The organism is Chroococcus sp. FPU101 (assembly GCF_017312365.1).
Classification (GTDB): Bacteria; Cyanobacteriota; Cyanobacteriia; order Cyanobacteriales; family Microcystaceae; genus Chroococcus.
Window position 1 is genome coordinate 1 of the sequence record NZ_BLJI01000053.1, and the last position, 15,459, is coordinate 15,459.

Annotated in this window: 20 protein-coding genes and 1 pseudogene; 14 read left to right on the top strand and 7 right to left on the bottom strand. The window is 41.2% G+C overall.

What is annotated here, in order from left to right:
- Positions 1 to 114: 114 nt before the first annotated feature.
- The 7 genes from CFPU101_RS23200 (at position 115) to CFPU101_RS23230 (ending at position 3,502) form a co-directional block, all read left to right on the top strand.
- Complete coding sequence (locus CFPU101_RS23200; protein ID WP_206817987.1) at positions 115 to 522, top strand: hypothetical protein; 408 nt, start codon at positions 115 to 117, stop codon at positions 520 to 522.
- Positions 523 to 585: 63 nt separating this feature from the next.
- Positions 586 to 1,311, top strand: coding sequence for a hypothetical protein (locus tag CFPU101_RS23205; RefSeq protein WP_206817989.1), 726 nt, complete (start codon positions 586 to 588; stop codon positions 1,309 to 1,311).
- A gap of 60 nt (positions 1,312 to 1,371) precedes the next feature.
- Positions 1,372 to 1,644: a BrnT family toxin gene (locus CFPU101_RS23210; protein ID WP_206817991.1), complete on the top strand. Its 273-nt coding sequence runs from the start codon at positions 1,372 to 1,374 to the stop codon at positions 1,642 to 1,644.
- A 4-nt stretch (positions 1,645 to 1,648) separates the two neighbouring features.
- Positions 1,649 to 1,921 carry a hypothetical protein gene (locus CFPU101_RS23215; protein WP_206817993.1) on the top strand — a complete coding sequence of 91 codons (273 nt, stop codon included), beginning with the start codon at positions 1,649 to 1,651 and terminating at the stop codon, positions 1,919 to 1,921.
- Between the two features lie 16 nt (positions 1,922 to 1,937).
- The gene (locus CFPU101_RS23220; protein WP_206817995.1) at positions 1,938 to 2,126 is read left to right on the top strand and encodes a hypothetical protein; all 189 of its coding nucleotides are present in this window, start codon (positions 1,938 to 1,940) and stop codon (positions 2,124 to 2,126) included.
- A gap of 54 nt (positions 2,127 to 2,180) precedes the next feature.
- Positions 2,181 to 2,384: a hypothetical protein gene (locus CFPU101_RS23225; RefSeq protein WP_206817997.1), complete on the top strand. Its 204-nt coding sequence runs from the start codon at positions 2,181 to 2,183 to the stop codon at positions 2,382 to 2,384.
- Between the two features lie 149 nt (positions 2,385 to 2,533).
- Positions 2,534 to 3,502, top strand: a complete 969-nt coding sequence (locus CFPU101_RS23230; protein ID WP_242578216.1) for a DUF5895 domain-containing protein — start codon at positions 2,534 to 2,536, stop codon at positions 3,500 to 3,502.
- A 127-nt stretch (positions 3,503 to 3,629) separates the two neighbouring features.
- Here the strand turns inward: CFPU101_RS23230 and CFPU101_RS26200 are convergent.
- Positions 3,630 to 3,871, bottom strand: a pseudogene (locus CFPU101_RS26200) (transposase); the annotation flags it as partial.
- A 319-nt stretch (positions 3,872 to 4,190) separates the two neighbouring features.
- A complete protein-coding gene (locus CFPU101_RS23235) occupies positions 4,191 to 4,880 on the bottom strand; it encodes a lipid-binding SYLF domain-containing protein (RefSeq protein ID WP_206817998.1) in 690 nt (229 codons plus the stop codon).
- Positions 4,881 to 5,459: 579 nt separating this feature from the next.
- Between CFPU101_RS23235 and CFPU101_RS23240 the strand changes: the two genes are divergently transcribed.
- Positions 5,460 to 5,666 carry a hypothetical protein gene (locus CFPU101_RS23240; protein ID WP_206817999.1) on the top strand — a complete coding sequence of 69 codons (207 nt, stop codon included), beginning with the start codon at positions 5,460 to 5,462 and terminating at the stop codon, positions 5,664 to 5,666.
- A 62-nt stretch (positions 5,667 to 5,728) separates the two neighbouring features.
- Here the strand turns inward: CFPU101_RS23240 and CFPU101_RS23245 are convergent, their stop codons facing one another.
- Both CFPU101_RS23245 and CFPU101_RS23250 read right to left on the bottom strand, forming a co-directional pair.
- Positions 5,729 to 7,171: a carotenoid oxygenase family protein gene (locus CFPU101_RS23245; RefSeq protein WP_206818000.1), complete on the bottom strand. Its 1,443-nt coding sequence runs from the start codon at positions 7,169 to 7,171 to the stop codon at positions 5,729 to 5,731.
- 97 nt (positions 7,172 to 7,268) lie between these two features.
- A complete protein-coding gene (locus tag CFPU101_RS23250; RefSeq protein WP_206818001.1) occupies positions 7,269 to 7,433 on the bottom strand; it encodes a hypothetical protein in 165 nt (54 codons plus the stop codon).
- Positions 7,434 to 7,574: 141 nt separating this feature from the next.
- On the opposite strand from CFPU101_RS23250, the gene CFPU101_RS23255 reads away from it, so the two are divergent.
- Together CFPU101_RS23255 and CFPU101_RS23260 are read left to right on the top strand one after the other, a co-directional pair.
- Positions 7,575 to 8,087, top strand: a complete 513-nt coding sequence (locus CFPU101_RS23255) for a DUF1993 domain-containing protein (RefSeq protein ID WP_206818002.1) — start codon at positions 7,575 to 7,577, stop codon at positions 8,085 to 8,087.
- Between the two features lie 319 nt (positions 8,088 to 8,406).
- Complete coding sequence (locus tag CFPU101_RS23260) at positions 8,407 to 9,225, top strand: LssY C-terminal domain-containing protein (RefSeq protein ID WP_206818003.1); 819 nt, start codon at positions 8,407 to 8,409, stop codon at positions 9,223 to 9,225.
- A 185-nt stretch (positions 9,226 to 9,410) separates the two neighbouring features.
- Here CFPU101_RS23260 and CFPU101_RS23265 read toward each other — a convergent pair whose 3' ends face one another.
- Positions 9,411 to 9,902 (bottom strand): AAC(3)-I family aminoglycoside N-acetyltransferase, encoded by a 492-nt coding sequence (locus CFPU101_RS23265; RefSeq protein ID WP_206818004.1) that lies wholly within the window; start codon positions 9,900 to 9,902, stop codon positions 9,411 to 9,413.
- 633 nt (positions 9,903 to 10,535) lie between these two features.
- Here CFPU101_RS23265 and CFPU101_RS23270 point away from each other — a divergent pair.
- The 4 genes from CFPU101_RS23270 (at position 10,536) to CFPU101_RS23285 (ending at position 14,682) form a co-directional block, all read left to right on the top strand.
- On the top strand, positions 10,536 to 12,359 hold the full coding sequence (locus tag CFPU101_RS23270) for a PPC domain-containing protein (protein WP_206818006.1): 1,824 nt from the start codon (positions 10,536 to 10,538) through the stop codon (positions 12,357 to 12,359).
- A 30-nt stretch (positions 12,360 to 12,389) separates the two neighbouring features.
- A complete protein-coding gene (locus CFPU101_RS23275) occupies positions 12,390 to 13,358 on the top strand; it encodes a glutathione S-transferase family protein (protein ID WP_242578218.1) in 969 nt (322 codons plus the stop codon).
- Between the two features lie 16 nt (positions 13,359 to 13,374).
- Complete coding sequence (locus tag CFPU101_RS23280; protein WP_206818007.1) at positions 13,375 to 13,785, top strand: VOC family protein; 411 nt, start codon at positions 13,375 to 13,377, stop codon at positions 13,783 to 13,785.
- Positions 13,786 to 13,995: 210 nt separating this feature from the next.
- A complete protein-coding gene (locus CFPU101_RS23285) occupies positions 13,996 to 14,682 on the top strand; it encodes a hypothetical protein (protein WP_206818010.1) in 687 nt (228 codons plus the stop codon).
- Between the two features lie 114 nt (positions 14,683 to 14,796).
- On the opposite strand, the gene CFPU101_RS23290 is transcribed toward CFPU101_RS23285, so the two are convergent.
- Positions 14,797 to 15,063: a Mo-dependent nitrogenase C-terminal domain-containing protein gene (locus CFPU101_RS23290; protein ID WP_242578220.1), complete on the bottom strand. Its 267-nt coding sequence runs from the start codon at positions 15,061 to 15,063 to the stop codon at positions 14,797 to 14,799.
- 133 nt (positions 15,064 to 15,196) lie between these two features.
- Positions 15,197 to 15,400: a hypothetical protein gene (locus CFPU101_RS23295; RefSeq protein WP_206818013.1), complete on the bottom strand. Its 204-nt coding sequence runs from the start codon at positions 15,398 to 15,400 to the stop codon at positions 15,197 to 15,199.
- Positions 15,401 to 15,459: the final 59 nt, after the last annotated feature.

Sequence of the window (15,459 nt, forward strand, 5' to 3'; positions counted from 1 at the left end):
TAAAAGCTCAAAAGTTTAGTTAATTGAACATTTTGATTGAATTGTAAAAAACTAAAAAGAGCGACGATGATTAACATCTTTCTCGCTCTCCACTAAAAATAACTTACTTTTACTATGACACACTCAACTATATTCCAACAAGCCCAAACCCTAACTCCGACAGCTACCTGTGCGGTTTGTCCCTTCTTCAACGATTACAACGAGCCACGAGGTCGTGGCTGGTGTCAAGTTTTCGATCACTATGCGTTCCGTCATCACCCTTGCACCAATACCTGTCGCTCGGCTATTCAACCCCTACTTGACTTACAACCAATTACTGTCAGAGTTGAGTTAGTCAGTAAAGAGTTAGATCCTGATGAAGATACTCCCGTTCACCTTCATAGCTTCGTTACAGAAATAACGGTAAGCAAACCATCAAAGGAATCTGTACAAAATGCGATCGCTTCTCTTGGTCACTCCTCTGAGTACGACATTGCACATTACTGGATTCCCCAAGAACCACAAGAATTTGACGCAATCTAAGTCTTCTCCCTGACGGGGTGGGATAAAACTCACCCTTTCCTTACTTTATTTGTTGAGGCTAATATGATCACTCTCATCTATTCGATTCCTGTTAACTTTGTTAAATTAATCCGCACGATCGCAACTGCCTATCATCTTGATTTTGACCGCGATTACTTATCCTTACGCCTTGATCAAGATCATTCCGATGAAATATTACTCATTGAAAAGTTAGATCAACATCGTGGTGTCGTCTCCTCCTTTAAAACGGAGCAAGGTTTGGAAAAGCCCATAATCTCACTTGAATTTCTCATTGAACAGTTCGACAACTACTCAAGTGAAGATGAAGATTTCTATCCTGAATCATGGATACCTTTAAGTCTGACAAGCGATCGGCAAGATTCAAGGCTGATTGCTTCTGTTGACAGAGAAGGAAAACTGACCGCTTATGATGACCTAGCAATGAAGGAAGCATCAGACCTGTGTATCAATTGGTGGCGAGAACTGGAAAAACAGGGATGGCATGACAACGGGAAGCCAGCTACTAACGTTACTGCAACAGTACGCTATGCCAAGTACCAAACGATCGCTCAGAAACTTTGCGATGCTCCAGTTATTGAGTTTGAGGGCGATTATCGGATTAAGGCAAATCGTTTAGGATTGTACGCCTTGGTTAATTCGATTACCAATGCTTTAACTGAGGTGTCGAACAACGGCAATGGTCACGAAAATAAAGCTAAAGTATCTGTCTTTGACTTACAAGCCGAAGTTCACCAACTGCAAGTAGAAATACTTAATCAGTTCTGCTGATTGGTCTAAATCTCATTGATGAACAGAACTTGCTATCCTTAAAAAAGATCTTCGATAACGATGAAACCTTTTCACTGGAATCCGACCAAAAATCAACAACTCATCACTCAAAGAGGACTTTCTTTTGATGAGATCGTTCAAGCCATTGCTCAGGGTCAGTTACTCGATGTGATCGAACACCCTAATACTGAGCAATACTCCCACCAAAAGATCTTCATCGTCAAGATTAAAGATTATGTTTACTTGGTTCCTTTTGTAGAAAATGAGTCTGAGATTTTCTTAAAAACCATTATTCCGAGTCGGAAGATGAAAAAGAAATATTTAGGAGGATAAAATTATGACTTTCAATGAACAAGACGAAAAAGATTTACTCGCCAGTGTTGAGAATGAAGAATGGATTAGCGTTGAGAATTTTAGTGAGGAAAAAGAACGCTATCAGGCTGATGCCCAACATCAAATCGTTTATCAAGGAATCAAGAGCTTATTATCGCCAGAAGACCGTCAAAAAATTGAGGAATTAGCCAACCAGCTTAATCAATCAATTCCCAGTGTGACAAGAGATATTTTACATAAATATTTACAGGGAGAATTAGTCGAAAAAACAGGTTAAAGCTTTGCGACAAAAAATGAAAAAAGAATTTATAACGAGAATTTCACTTTCTGAAGCCAAAAAGCTTAAAGATTTTAGCGATTGGGAAAGGGTAGAAGCAATGAGTGATGATGAAGCGATCGCCAATGCTCTTGATGACCCTGACAATCAACCGCTTACCTATCCTATGTCCAAAGATGTTAAGCCCTTCAAACGGGTTAAGTAATTGTAATCTTCTGAAGAACCGAATAATTAAGCCCATTAAACAGAGAAACAGTAGATGTCTCCAGTCAAACTAAGCCATAAAGGTTTTCAAGCCTTAGTTGATTTATTGGGATATGTCAATGCAGTGGGATTTTCACGTCATGAAGATCACAAGATTAAAGACTATACCCAAGAACGTCATCAATGGCTAGATCAATTAACAACTGATGAAATTCTTGCCGATCTTGCCTTTAAACAAAATCAAGAAATTCCAGAATAACCAAGCTTATTAGACAGAAAGATTAGAACGACAATTAGGCTTTTCCATCCCTCTCTTTAAATAATACAATTGTATTAACAGAGTGCGTGATCTTTAATCACGAACAAAGACACTGAACTAAACAAGGAACTTTCCAAGGAACATTAACCATGAATGCTCAAACCGATTTCCTACAAGAATTTGATGAAGATGTCAAAGCTTCCTCGACTATTCCTTATCTTCAAGTACAGAATCCTCCAAACCTAACACTTGCACAAATACAACAATACAAGCCTCCTTATGGTTGGTTCATCCCCTCGGAACAGGGTGATTTGGTTGACTTTAAAGCAAACGAGCATTTTACTCCAACTCGTTTAACCTTTGGCGAGGACACATCCCAACCCAAGCAAGTTGATGGCTGGCTAACACAGCGAGTACGAGTGTCTATTCTCCATAAGAGTTCAGGGGTAGAAGTACAAGAAAAAACGAACAGAGGATGGCAGTATGCAGGCCAAGCCTACTATAAAGGACAGTTAAGCAAATATGGTCAATTAGCCGATAGCGATAAAGAAAACTATCGGTTCAGAACAAGATATCTGTTAGTGTTCTTGGATGAGAACAATCAGCCTCTACATCGTATACCTCTACAGTTAAGCATGGGCAGAGGCACAGGTGGGACATTTGATGCTGAAGTCAGGCAGTTTCGAGGTGAAATTGAACGAGTGTTCTTCAAATTACGGGGTGAACCAACTAAGACTTTGAGTGACCGCGCCCATGCCCTCACAGTATTGGACATGGAGTTGGGCATTCACAAAGGCGATTCTAAAGCACCGTTTATCGTTCCAGTAAAACGACTGACACCTAGCGTTGACGGCATCGGGAATGAGACAGTGGTTGATCGTAGAGAGCGCAAGGTGAAGTTGTTAGGGGAGTTCCTTTCATCATTGCTCATCCCGAAAAGTAGCGAGACAGAGCAGTTCCTTGTGGGATTGTGGCAGGAGTACCAAGACTTTCCGACTCGGTTTAGTTCTCTTCAAGTTGAACCTGAAGAAGTGTCTTCTAAAGCTCAAACTGTCTCTACAACCTCTGCTTTTTCTGAATCACCCTTTGAGCCTAACTGGGGAGAAGACGATTTTTAGCACGGTGGGGAAAGGCGAGCGTTATTGAGTAGCAGCGCGATCGCCTAATCATCACATTATCCTTGCGGTTTGGAGCCTTACGAGAAATCGACGGCTGTAACCCAGTCTATTTTAACGTCAGTTCGGGTTAAGCAGATTGAGGTAAAGCCCACTCCATTTGAAAAGAGGGCTTCTTGGGCTGCTGGCAATAAGCAATTAAGCCGCAGAGGATATTGACACAAAAATTGACAGGACTTCTGTGACGTGAATGTCAAGAAAGAGAAATATTTTTGAGTTGGTCAATAATCGTCGATAGGGATCGAGCGTTTACGGGACAATAGCTCCAAAATGAAGGCGCATCAAGCGATTTTTCATGTTGCGTCGAGGTTTGACAAAAAACGATAGGGCCAAAATCCTGCCTCAACTGCTCTGTCAAAGGTAGTGACGCCAAAATGTGGACAAGGCATCTTAAACACTTATCAAATCAACGTTTGAAATTGGTCATCCCCAGATTTACTACACTACCCATAATCACCGTTCCATTTGCTCTACAGTTGTAGATAGAATAAGAGACATTACTTTTAGCTTTTTAAGTAACGACTTTAAAAGATTTTTAGCTTTTGTTAAGTTATTTAATGAACGAAAACATAAGCTTTTTTAATTAGCTCATCTTATCTACATCTGTAAAGCCCCTATTCCAAGAGATTTATTATCGTGGCGCATAGCCGTTTAAGGTTTGCCTTAGATTGGCTGCTGCTTCGGGGCCACGGAACGAGCCTGCGAAAATTTGCTGGGCTGTAATATTTGGTTTTCCATAAAATTCAGCATTGCGACTGTTATCCATTTCCAGTTTAGTTCCCTCTAGAGAGACCCCGCCAAACAATCCTTCTCTATTGCGAACATAGGTATAGACATCAGAAAGTGTTGAGGTTCCAGTCACTGGAGACGCTCCAGTCGGGCCAGCCGTCCCTGTAACACTTCCCCCCAATTGAAAATCTTGAGCTAGAGCTTTCTCAAGGCTCTTTTTGGTATTGAAAACGATAATTATATCGCTCGATTGAGCACCAACCTGTAAGCCAACACTTCCCCCCGTCAAAGTGACAAAGGCAGGATTACTCCATCCTCCTTTATTATTATTAACGACCAATACCCCTGCACCGCGAGTTCCACCTAAGATAAATCCAGCTTTAACAACATCAGGAATAATAGCGATCGCTACAGCGTTTTGCCGCACCGATTTAGGAATCTGATGCTGGGGTTCAGCTATTTCATTGGTTAGCACTTGTCGAGCCGACTCGACGCTTTTAATAGCATCTTGTTGACTAGCTAGAGCGGCGGGAATTGAGATAGTAACGACTGTGGCAGTTAGAGCTAAAGCCAAAGATTTTTGCAAGTTCATAAAACCTCTTTTGTCAGTTTTAAAATTCTTTTTAGTTTTATTATTTTAGCATTTACCTATTAGTAAAAAGTTTCTTGACAGAAAAAATAGTATAATAAAGTTTGAATAGTGTGAAAAAATCCTGACGGGATGACAAGCAAGCTAATTTTTTTTTTGTATAATATTCATAGCCCTTAATTTCTTCTAATAAAATAGCCGTTTATTAGGATTAAGTCTGATTATTCATCGGCTCAATCCAAAGAAATGTTTGAGAAAGTATTCAGCAACATTTATACAACTCTAGCCAAAAATGACTGTTTTTCGTGCTAATATTTTGAACTTTTCTTTTTCAACTGATGTATTCTGCTCTACAGTTGTATATAAGATGAACAAATTAGAAAAGCTTATGTTTTCGGTTTTTAAAGACCGAAAACGTAAGCTAAAAAACTTTCAAAGTCGTTGTTCAAAAAGCTAAAAGTAATGTCTCTTATTCCTAACGGTGTGACGAAGGGTTTAGAAGCGGAGCAGAAGTTAAGAATGGGTGGAATATATAATAAAAAAGAATCGGTCTTTTTAATTGAGTAAGACTGAAGACAACAAATGTTACCAGAATTGTCTCGCATTCATCTATCAAGGCGCGTCCTCTCTTGGCTTGAAAAGCCAGGAGAGTGTCGCCGTCGTCAACTGAGCCAAGCCCAATTATTAACTCTTGAAATCTTGGTGTCTTCTAAAGCTCAAACTGTCTCTACGGCCTCTGCTTTTTCTGAATCGCCTTTTGAACCTAACTGGGGAGAAGACGATTTTTAGAGCGGTGGGAAAAGGCGATCATTCTTGAGCAGCAGCGATCGCCTAATCATCCAATTATCCTTTTAGCGGTGAAGCTGCCTTCTGTCGGTGGAGGCGAGGGTCTCAAAATACTGACCATGAAAATCAAAGGGAAGATGGTAAGGCAACTTAACTCTGGCAAGTTCATTCCATGATTGAGCATCCAACACTAATAAAAAGGAGTTTTCGGCTTGCACATTTAACACGACTGATAAAATTATTCCTTCATTTTCAAAGATGGCATTGGGTGCAGCCACAAAGACAGGTTCACCAGGGTAACAGTCATGCGAGTGCCAAAGCTGATTTGTTCCGTTTTGAACATCGACTTTGACAAGTTGATCGATAAAGTTACCCGACTCAGAGCTTCCGACTCCGTAAACAAATTGATAGGGATGGGTATTACAGCGTTGGTAATTGATTCTCGGTAACTCGATTGGTTCTGAAGTGAGGACTTCGTAATCGGCGATCGCATTATTTAATGGCACATGATAGCGACGAAGTTCTCCTGCTGCAATTACTTGTTCTCTTTGATGCAGTAACGATTCTAAATATAGCGATTGAATGACTGATGAATCGGGATAGGCGACCAGATCTACGATCACCTCGCCATCAAGCTCAAAAGCATTGACATGATGGAAAGCAAAAAATGGCTCACTTTGAGCCGAATGAATTACCTTACCATTTTCCTTACTAATAATAAGAAAACGGGTGCCTTTTTCTGGCTTCCACTGGTAGTTTTCAATGTAAGGCTTACCACTGAACATCAGACTCAAACGACTGAGGAAGAGTGGAAATTCGACAAGGAGCAGGTAATGTTCGGTCATGGCAAAGGTGTGCATATAAGCAGGTTGCTTGACTCGAACTGAGCTAATTAACTGGCGCTGGTGGCTATAAGCATCCATTCGGTAGATGCTGTAGCTACACCTGGGAACAAGGTTAACCAAATAGCTATAGACGGCATTCTCCTGATAGTCAAAGTGAGGATGGGCGGTGGTAATTTGTCCTAGCACGTGATCTTGGTAATGAAATTGCTCTATTGTGTTGAGGGTTTCGGGATCGAAGACGATTGGAAAAGGTGATTCAGTCACGGAAGTGAAGCACTCGCCTTGCATCGTAATGTTGACGGTGGCATTGTCGGTCAGCCGAGGCAGTGGATCGCTCAATCTTTCTAAGAGTGAATGGCGAGCCGTCGTGCCAAATTCACCACGACTGATTTTACCTTTAGCGATGGCTTCTTGATAGGCTTGACTTTTAAGAAAGCGATTGGCAAAACAAACTTGCCCATCTTTGAAGGAAAACTTGCGGAGCATAGCCAGCCCGTCGAACCAGTGATGATAGGATTGTTGGCCCACTTTCAGAGTTCCTGGCCCAGTCCGAATCAGGCTTCCTGTTAGCCATTGGGGAATACTTCCCTGAATGGGTAGGGCTTTTAACTCATTTTCTTGAGCAGTGGCACAAAAGCCGAGATGGTAAGGGGCGATCTCCATAAATAGAGTGCTTCTTTTCTTTTTTTTGACCTTAGCACGAAAAAATCGCCGATGAGATGGTTCAGAAGATGGATTTACAGGCTAAAACGCTTCAGCTTTAATTCATGGATTTGACCAGAAGCCATACATTTTCTGCAATGCGGCTGCACGCCCCTAACCATCTTCGACCCTCAGTTAATGCAGCTTCGGGTGTGTAGTAAATCTTCTCATCTCCCATCACCTCACCTGTAGCCGTTACAACACGAAACCCGTCTGTTGCCAAAATTTTTGAACCCGCTATAGGTAGAAGAGCAAAAGTAAATTTTTTGAAAAGATCTTCCATCTATAATGTGGCTTAAATTTTTGGCAACAGAACTCTAGATACAGCTAGGATACATAGAGTTAAGTCTTGAGTAAGTGCCAAATGCCAAGTCAGAATGTAGATTTAATCCGAACCCTCTTCCAAAGCCGTTTAGCGACTCTTGATCATCTCTTGAAGTTAGCTCAAGCTCATTTTGGTGATGATGAGTCGTTCCTTCAAAAGCGCATTGCGGCTGATATGTTTCCTTTCGGTACACAAATTGCTTTCACCTGCAATCAACCACGCAATTTTGCTCTCTGGTGTGATGACAAACCTGCAAATAATCTAGATCCAGATGTCACATCTAAAGCACAGGCATATGGACACATCGCAAACACCAAGGAACTTCTTTTAGGCATTAATACTGAAGATGCAAAGCTATCTGAGATGACGCGCATTTACGAGGGGCAGAGCCTCTACATTGAGTTGTCTGGTCATGCCTATGTCAATGAGTTTTTAATTCCGAACTTTTACTTCCATATGGTCACGGCTTATGACATTCTTCGCATGGCTGGTGTGCCAATTGGAAAACGAGATTACATGATGCACTTGGTGCCATTAATCAGAAAAGAATGAAGCCTAACGGCTCTACAGTTGTAGATAGCAAGAGCTAGCTAGAACAGCCGATTTTTTCGTCCGTCATTTAATTTAACAACAGCTAAAAAGCTGTAAAAGTCGTCGTTCAAAAACTAAAAGTTATTTTTTTGATTCGAGCTACAACTGTAAAGCAATTGATTATTGCTCTTTTCTCAATAAAGAAATACACTTTAAATGTAATTGTTATTTAATATAAGTAGAAAGCTCTGAGCAGAAACGTAACAAATCAAACTGTTTTGTTTAACTGTGTCTTAGCTTGTTGGTTGAGAGATGTGTTTTTGCAAAAACCGCTTGAGAAATGCCTGACTTTTCGTTAACTATTTTTGCCGCTTTTCTACCTCTAGGGCTACTTGTTTTAGCATTACTTTTAGGAATTTACCTGCTGCTAGCTTACTTAGTGCTACCAGCTTGGTGGCGGCACTACGAACATAATCCGAAACTTGAGCATTCGCCAAAAACCACACAAACGGCAGAAGGGCTTCCAGGCGATCCGCTCAATATTGGCTTGGTCGGAACACAGACTGAAGTGGTGCAAGCTCTGCTTGCTGCTGGTTGGCATCCAGCCGACCCAATTACACTGCGTTCAAGTGCTGGCATAGTTGAGAGCGTCTTGCTAAAGCGTTCCTATCCAAACGCTCCCGTTAGCACCCTTTACTATCTTGGGCGAAAACAAGATCTTGCATTTGAGTTACCGGTTGGCAGTAGTGCCAAGCAACGCCACCATATCCGTCTGTGGCAGTCGAGTGACTTGAGCAATGAGGATAGACCTTTATGGCTTGGCTCTGCCACGTTTGACAGTTGGGTTGAATTGAGTCACTACACTGGACAGATTACCCATCACATTGACGCAGATATTGACAAAGAGCGCGATACTTTGCTTCATAACTTAGAACAAGCTCATCAACTCGTGAGTGTTTATCAAGTTACAGGAGTTGGAGCCACTTGGCAGGGGTACAATGGTGGGGGGGATTGGTATTATACTGACGGTGAATTAAGTGTTGGAATTTTATCGACTGATAATATTGCTCAACTAGATGTTCCATCTCATGCGCCAAATCCTGTTTCAGTTGAAATTAAACATCGGCTCTGGGTACGGTTGCGGGCGTGGTTCAAATAGGGTTAAGAGAAGCCAAAGTGTCACAGGGTGCAAAGTAGAAAGTAAAAGACTTATACAGCAAGCATTCCATAATTAAATTAACTTTATAAGAAGTGAGTTAAGATTTGAGGGAAAATTGAACAAGAGAATAAGAGTTTGCGAGTTTTAAATCGGTCAAATCTTAGGACAAATGTTCTAGTTTGCACTCAATGACAGCTTTGCTTTTTTAAGCCTTTGTCATTGCCGCGAGCAACTGCGATGTCGAAGTGCAATACATCTTCGCGCTTGCCTAGCTTTGTATAAAGTTCAATGGCTGGATCATCACCGATGTCTGCCTGGACAAAAATGACATAAGCTCCACAAGTTGCTGCTACTTCCTTGAGAAGCTCAATTAATGCCGTTGCGATTCCCTCCCGTCGGTGTGCAGCAGCAACAGCCAGATCGTAGATGTAAATCTCGCTACGCTCCTGCTCGAACTTTTTAAGCTCATATGCCGTCAGACCGCCAACGACCTCACCTTCTTTCAAAGCGGCGAGCGCAATAAAGTAGTCGCTCTTAAGCAGTTGCCTCAAGTAGTCTGGACTAGGACGATTCTTGTTATAGGTCTCCACCTCATCAAACGCCTCGCCAAAGACCGCTAATAGAGCTTCCATTAATGTAACGTCCTCTGGCACAATCTGTTGAATGGTTAAGTTCATTGGGATTTCCTAAGCTACATTCGTGTTGAGCAGCAACGCCGTCGAGTTACCATACAAGTAGGATCTCTTGATAGCCCGCAAGAGCAGAGTTGTTATCTCGCTGGGAAGCACTGACTTTACTCCAACTCACATACCATATTAAATGACACTCCACCTATCCGATTGATAATCTTGCTTCGTTCTACAGTTGGTAGTGTCTCAAAAATGTGGATCAGGCATTTTGAACAACTATGAGATAGGCATTTACAATCGGTCATTCACACTGAGAGCTACACTACTTTTTTTGATACATAACATTAATTAGAGAAAAATTCCCGACATTTTAGGCATTTTAAAAATATCTTGTTTTAATAAAATTATTATTTTTAAGATAAATTTGTTGTTTTAGAGATTTTTAATTTAAAAAAGCTATTTTTTCTTCAAGACTTTTAATTATTTCTCTGTAATCCTGCTCCATCTCGATAATTACTATTTTCTTAAAATGCCTATATGTCCTAGATAAAAATTTTTTAACGAGTCATACTGAATTAACAAATTATCTTTGAGTAGTTTTTTTATAACTCAGACAATTTGAATTTGTGAAATTTCGAGAATTTCCGAAAAGAAGGATTATTGCAATTAGAGGATATCTTTATGTCTGACAATACTTTATTCACCGCTCAAAATCTGGGTAGTCTAACTTCTACAACCTCTGTCAGTGGATTAGTTGGCGATACAGACTTTAATGATTTTTATCGCTTTGAGCTAACCAATACTTCTAATCTCAACATTGTCTTAAAAGGCGATGCCGACCTCCGCTTGATTCGGGATTTTGATGGTGATGGTGTAGTTGATGCTAACGAAGTAATTGCTAGTTCGGGTACTACTGGCACTGGGACTCCTGGCACGGTTTTTGAATCAATTAATCTTTTTAACCAAGCTTCGGGAACTTACTTTGTCAGAGTCACTCGATTTAGCACCAGTGATACCAACTACCAATTAAGCTTGTCTAGAGATTCGATTAGCAATTTAATTGCCCAAGAAGCAGGAGCCGAGCTTGGAAATCTCTCGACAACTCCTATCACACGATTTGGTTTTGTCGGTAGTAGTGATACTTCAGATTTCTACCGCTTTAATTTAGCTAGTACTAGCGATATTAATATTTCACTAACAGAGTTAAGTGCTGATGCAGATATACGTTTAATTCGAGATTTTGATGGTGATGGTGTGGTTGATGCCTCTGAAGTCATTGCTAGTTCCACTTTTGGTAGTAGCGTCTCTGAAGCAATTAACGTCAATAATCAAGCGGCAGGTAATTACTTCGTCCAAGTGTATGCTTTTGGTATTGTCAATGCTAATAATACTAACTATACCCTGCGACTATCTAATGCTTCGACCAATAATTTAATTGCCCCAGAAGCTAATTTAGGGACTCTCTCAGCACCCCCTGCTACATATTTTGGTTCTGTGGGTGATACAGATACCTCTGAAATTGTGCGCTTTAATTTAGCCAGCGTTAGCGATCTCAATATCTCACTGACGGGGTTAAGTGCCGATGCTGACTTACAACTGATTCGAGATATCAATAATAATGGTGTGGTTGAGGGTGGTGAAGTTATTAGTAGTTCGACACGTAGCGGCAATGTCGATGATTCGATTAATTTGAGCAACCAAGCAGCAGGTAATTACTTTGTCCAAGTCTATCAATTTGGTGGTAATACTAACTATACCCTGCGCCTATCTAATGCTGATATCAGTAACTTGATTGCTTCTGAGGCTAATTTAGGTAATCTCTCAGCAACTCCTGCTACATTTTCGAGTTCGGTTGGTAATACTGATACGTCTGATGTCGTGCGTTTCAGTTTAGCCAGCACTAGCGATCTTAATATTTCAGTAACGGGATTAAGTGCCGATGCCGATGTGAGATTGTTTCGGGATACTAATAATAACGGTGTGTTCGATCTAGGAGAAAATATTACTACTGTCACACGTAGCGGTAATTTGGATGAGTCTATCAATCTGAACAATCAAGCAGCAGGAACTTATTTCGTTCAAGTCTATCAGTTCGGTAGTAATAATACTAACTACACCTTACGTCTATCGAATGAGCAGCCTAGTAATCTCATAGCGGTACAAGAAAACTTCGGCCTTCTAACGGCGGGTGGAAATGGTATTACACGCACTGATTTTGTCGGAAACAGCGATACCTCAGACATTTACCGTTTTAGCTTAAACAGTACCTGCAATCTAACGGCTTCTCTCAACGGGATCACGACTTTAGTTGCTGATGCTGACTTGCGTTTATTCCGTGATTCCAATCAAAACGGCATCGTTGAGTTAGGTGAAGAAATTACTCGTTCTAGTGGCGGTGTTACTCAAGAACTTATTAATCAGGTTTTAAGTGCTGGGGATTACTTCCTACAAGCCTATCAATTTAGTGGTGAAACTAATTATAGCTTGACCGTAAATGCGGTTTAAGCTAAAACCCTTAAGATTTAGGAGAAGATCATGGTAGGAATAATGATTGAAGGCAAATGGACAACGAACTGGAATGCACGAGAGCAAAAGGGTGTATACAATTCGATTCCAACTACGTTTCGCAATTATGTAAGTGCTAATGGAGCGAGCGAATTTAAGGCAGAAGCAGGACGTTATCACCTTTACGTTTCTTTTGCGTGTCCTTGGGCGCATCGTACTTTAATTATGCGAGAACTTAAAGGGTTGAATCAGGTAATCTCAGTCTCGAACGCTGATTTAATTCTTGGTGAGATGGGCTGGAGGTTTTCTCAAACACCAGAATCTGCTTTTGAGAAAATAAATCACCCTCAGTATTTGCAAGAGATCTATTTAAAAGCTGATCCTAAATATACAGGGCGAGTTACAGTTCCCGTGTTGTGGGATATGCAAACTCAAACGATCGTCAATAACGAATCACGTGAAATCATGCGGATGTTGGATGTAGAATTTGCTCCCCTAGCAACACGGAACATTGATTTATACCCATGCCATCTACAACAGAAAATCGATGAAGCGATTGATGCCATCTATCAACCAATTAATGTCGGGGTCTATCATGCTGGTTTCGCTACTTCGCAAACTGCTTACCTTGAAGCAGTGAGCGAACTGTTCGAGCATCTACAGCGATGGGACAAGGTTTTAAGCCAACAGCAATATTTGTGTGGGGAGCAACTTACTGAAGCTGATCTTTGTTTGTTTGTCACGCTATATCGCTTCGACTCGGTGTATTATGGTCTTTTTAAATGCAATAAGAGACGGATTCTCGATTATCAGAACCTTTGGAATTATCTTAAGGCACTCTACCAGATACCTGAGTTTAAAGTGACGTGTCATCTACAGCAGATTAAGCGTAGCTATTACATGAGTATGACTGAGATTAATCCCAATCGGATTGTACCGATGGGGCCAATCATCAATTTTGACGAACCCCATAATCGCGCTCGCTTCGGTAACGTTTAGTATTGAGGAACTTAAAATGATTGATATTGGACTCACTCATGTAGCACTTCCCGTTTCAGATCTTGAGCAAAGTATTGCTTTCTATTTTACTTATGCGGGTATGCAGGTTGTTCATCGTCGCCTTGATGCAGAGACAGGTGTTGCTGTCGTTTGGCTTTGCGATCGCACTCGACCGTTTGTTGTTGTACTGATCCAAATCAATCCTGTACGTCCTATCCTGTCTCCATTAGCTCATCTTGGAGTCGGTTGCAAAAGTCGTGAAGATCTGGAGCGACTTTGCCAAATAGCTCGGCACGAAGGTAGATTACTCTCTGAACCCAAAGATTCTGGGTATCCGATCGGGTATTGGGCTTTTTTGCGAGATCCAGATGGTCATACGCTTGAACTATCCTATGGGCAAGAAATTGGTCTGACGTTGGAATCTTAGGCTCTACAGTTGTAGTTACCAAAAAAAGGTTACAAAAATGTCTGACACTCTTTGGACAGTCTTCACGCTACAAAGACTATTTGTGGTAATAAGGAACTATCTTAAAAAGACTGTCCTACTTTGTCTAGATTTTCGGTCGGGGTAGGATATCAACGGCGTTCGCTAAACTATAATTAACTGACTTGGCAGTAGAAAAGAGAGGGTGGTGCAGTGAGATATCCGCTTAAAGTAGTGTTAGTCATCTTTACAGCCGTTTTGATGCCGATTCTTCACAATCTCACAAGTTCTCCGATGGAAATTCTTGACAAAGTAGGACAGCCTTCTAAAAAACTGATTGATTGTAGTATAGATGAGCTAACCAAACAAGGCTGTCCCCCTTCTACTAACTTTTTTGGATTTCCTCAAATGATTGCCTCAGAGAACAAGCAGTCCGTGCGCCTCACTCAAACCTCCAAGGTGTCCGTTAATGGGATCGGCCCAGTTAAAATAGGCATGACAATCGAAGAAGCATCGCGTGTTGCAGGAGTCAAATTGAGACAAAGAAGCAGTGGAGGAGAGCCATCTTGCTTATACTACAAACCACAAACGGGACTGAGCGGGGTTGATTTCATGGTAACAGACGGACGAATCTCACGCATCGATATCACCAATCCCCAAATCACTACCCTCAGTGGAGCAAAGGTAGGAGACAGCGAAAATCAGATTAAATCGCTTTATGCAGGTCAAATTCAAGTAGAACCCCATAAATACGAACCACTTGGACATTATCTAATCTTTGTGCCGCAAGATCGTCAAGATCAAAGCTACCGTGTTCTTTTTGAGACAGATGGCAAAAAAGTTACTCGTTATCGGGCTGGAAAACTCCCAGAAGTGGGGTGGGTTGAGGGGTGTGCTTAGGCCAAGAGCAAAGCTAACGTTAAAATTATTGAAAAAAGATTAGTTAACCTAAGCGAGAAGGTTGCGTTTGACGAATGGGCAAGTAATGACAATGATGGTTGGCAGCAGAAAGCTTCAACAATAACAGCGTACATCTTCACCACATTCATCTGCCAAATAACAAAGTGCGCGGAATCTCAGGCTAACGATCTGTTCATAGAGAGGATTGAGCTTGCACAGAGGAGGAAGATGCACTAACCAACGACCCCATAGGGATAGCTTGCGCTCGAAAGGACACTGAACGGGGATAACTTGGCACAAAAGATGAGCAAGCTTTGGATTATCAATTTCTATGCGATCAAGCCAGTTACGAATAGGTTGGAGTAGGGTAGAGTTTAACATGATAGTAGTCCTCGAATTACTCTTGATGTTGTGTATCATAGATAGGGATTGAGAAGAAGTAGAGAAGGAGCGTCTTGCCTCTGCTAGATGGGGTTGTAGGCACTTAGCTATCACAGAGTGCAGTAGCAGTCTTTCAAAACCAAGCACTTGTCCGATTGTTTTTAAAAGGAGAAGATAGCTCCTTCAACATCATCCGTAGCTCGGTTTCGGAGTCGGCATATATGATACAGCCAGTACGGGGGTTGATCGCCGAACAAAAATTATTACTTCTGTTGATGGTAGATTCGTGATGCTGAAACATTTTTCGTTTAAGTGGTTTTAGATCGATTAGAAACATAGAATTTAAACTCCTTTGATTGAAGCAAAGCAGGTTGGATTAATACCAATTATTGAAAA

Bases quoted from the DNA above. Each gene is read 5' to 3' on its own strand.
- CFPU101_RS23200 (WP_206817987.1), top strand. From the start codon at position 115: ATGACACACTCAACTATATTCCAACAAGCCCAAACCCTAACTCCGACA.
- CFPU101_RS23205 (WP_206817989.1), top strand. From the start codon at position 586: ATGATCACTCTCATCTATTCGATTCCTGTTAACTTTGTTAAATTAATC.
- CFPU101_RS23210 (WP_206817991.1), top strand. From the start codon at position 1,372: ATGAAACCTTTTCACTGGAATCCGACCAAAAATCAACAACTCATCACT.
- CFPU101_RS23215 (WP_206817993.1), top strand. From the start codon at position 1,649: ATGACTTTCAATGAACAAGACGAAAAAGATTTACTCGCCAGTGTTGAG.
- CFPU101_RS23220 (WP_206817995.1), top strand. From the start codon at position 1,938: ATGAAAAAAGAATTTATAACGAGAATTTCACTTTCTGAAGCCAAAAAG.
- CFPU101_RS23225 (WP_206817997.1), top strand. From the start codon at position 2,181: ATGTCTCCAGTCAAACTAAGCCATAAAGGTTTTCAAGCCTTAGTTGAT.
- CFPU101_RS23230 (WP_242578216.1), top strand. From the start codon at position 2,534: ATGAATGCTCAAACCGATTTCCTACAAGAATTTGATGAAGATGTCAAA.
- CFPU101_RS23235 (WP_206817998.1), bottom strand. From the start codon at position 4,880: ATGAACTTGCAAAAATCTTTGGCTTTAGCTCTAACTGCCACAGTCGTT.
- CFPU101_RS23240 (WP_206817999.1), top strand. From the start codon at position 5,460: ATGTTACCAGAATTGTCTCGCATTCATCTATCAAGGCGCGTCCTCTCT.
- CFPU101_RS23245 (WP_206818000.1), bottom strand. From the start codon at position 7,171: ATGGAGATCGCCCCTTACCATCTCGGCTTTTGTGCCACTGCTCAAGAA.
- CFPU101_RS23255 (WP_206818002.1), top strand. From the start codon at position 7,575: ATGCCAAGTCAGAATGTAGATTTAATCCGAACCCTCTTCCAAAGCCGT.
- CFPU101_RS23260 (WP_206818003.1), top strand. From the start codon at position 8,407: ATGCCTGACTTTTCGTTAACTATTTTTGCCGCTTTTCTACCTCTAGGG.
- CFPU101_RS23265 (WP_206818004.1), bottom strand. From the start codon at position 9,902: ATGAACTTAACCATTCAACAGATTGTGCCAGAGGACGTTACATTAATG.
- CFPU101_RS23270 (WP_206818006.1), top strand. From the start codon at position 10,536: ATGTCTGACAATACTTTATTCACCGCTCAAAATCTGGGTAGTCTAACT.
- CFPU101_RS23275 (WP_242578218.1), top strand. From the start codon at position 12,390: ATGGTAGGAATAATGATTGAAGGCAAATGGACAACGAACTGGAATGCA.
- CFPU101_RS23280 (WP_206818007.1), top strand. From the start codon at position 13,375: ATGATTGATATTGGACTCACTCATGTAGCACTTCCCGTTTCAGATCTT.
- CFPU101_RS23290 (WP_242578220.1), bottom strand. From the start codon at position 15,063: ATGTTAAACTCTACCCTACTCCAACCTATTCGTAACTGGCTTGATCGC.
- CFPU101_RS23295 (WP_206818013.1), bottom strand. From the start codon at position 15,400: ATGTTTCTAATCGATCTAAAACCACTTAAACGAAAAATGTTTCAGCAT.